Here is a 1,387-nt window from a genome sequence, read left to right on the forward strand (position 1 = left end):
ACGTCCGTATATGGACTCCTCCTCGTTGCAAGCCTCCTTTGCTTTGGCGCCCGTGCCGACTGCACACGTATATTCGGCCTCTTACTGCGGCATCGTTTTGATGCAGGGCCATGATGGGCTATTCGCGCGTCGGCTCCCAATCGCTTTTACGTGCTTTACGCACCTGGACGTTAAAGGGTTTTGCCGACGCCGGTTCGACCGGTTTGCCATTGCTCGGGTTGCTTCGCAATCGTGGTGTGTGGGGCTTCTCCCGGGATGAATGGGTCAGGCCGCTGCCCGATCCGGTTGGTAATCAGTGCCGTTGCGCAGCATCGCCCAAGCCATGCGTGCAGTTTTGTTGGCCAGTGCGATGGCGGCCACGTTGGGATGTGAGCGCTCGGCTAAACGGACAACCCACTGGCTGAGTCGATCGTCTTTGGACTTGGCCGTGCGCAGTGCCGACCGCGCACCGTGGATCATCAGCGTTCGCAGATAAGCATCGCCACGCTTACTGATGCCAAGCAGTCGGTCCTTGCCGCCAGAGCTGTGTTGCTTTGGCGTCAGCCCTAGCGAGGCGGCCAGTTGTCGGCCGTTAGCAAACTGATTGGCATCACCGATGGCAGCAACTAGCGCAGTGGCAATCATCGGGCCGACGCCACGCAGCTGTTGCAAACGGACGGCCGATGGCTCACTCGCCGCGATCGCAGATATCTCGCCATCGAGTTCGCTCACGCGCTCATCAAGTGCGCGCAGGTCATCCCACAAGCCATTCAGCAGACGACGAAAACGCGCCGTCAAACCGTTATCGGCATCTTCTAGCCAGCACGGTATTGCGCGACGCAGCATCAGTAATTCCTTCGGCGCAACGAGGCCGTACTCGGCGATCAGCCCACGAATCTGATTGGCTTTGGCCGTCCGCTGTTCGATTAAGCCGGCCCGGATGCGATGCGTCGCCTGGATATCCTGTTGTTCGATGGTTTTGACGGCGACGAAGCGCATGCTGGGGCGGCTCATCGCTTCGCAGATTGCCTCGGCATCGTTGGCGTCGTTCTTGTTGCTCTTGACGTACGGTTTGACGAACTGCGGCGCGATCAGCCTCACCCGAAATCCGCGTGCTTGTAGTTGCCGCGCCCAATGGTGCGCACCACCGCAACTTTCCATGCCGATCTCACAGCCGGGTTCGGTCTTCTCCAGCACCGTTTGCAGCCAGCGATCGCGAGGCAGACGCTGCCGCCAGACTGGCTGCTCATGACGATCCACGCCGTGGATCTGAAACACGTTCTTGGCCAAGTCGACCCCAATGCGCATAAGCTTCATGTGTGGACTCCTTCTCACGGTTGACTGCGGTTCGTACCTTCAGTCTGGCACTCAAGATGCCGAGGTGAGGAGGAGTCCATCCCATTGCTTT

General features: G+C 59.4%; 1 protein-coding gene. It reads right to left on the minus strand.

Going from position 1 to position 1,387, the window contains the following annotated elements:
• Positions 1 to 264: 264 nt before the first annotated feature.
• Complete coding sequence (locus AC1ROI_RS33860; protein ID WP_102595911.1) at positions 265 to 1,296, minus strand: IS110 family RNA-guided transposase; 1,032 nt, start codon at positions 1,294 to 1,296, stop codon at positions 265 to 267.
• Positions 1,297 to 1,387 lie beyond the last annotated feature (91 nt).

The organism is Pseudomonas sp. GW823-FHT02C02 (genome assembly GCF_058797635.1).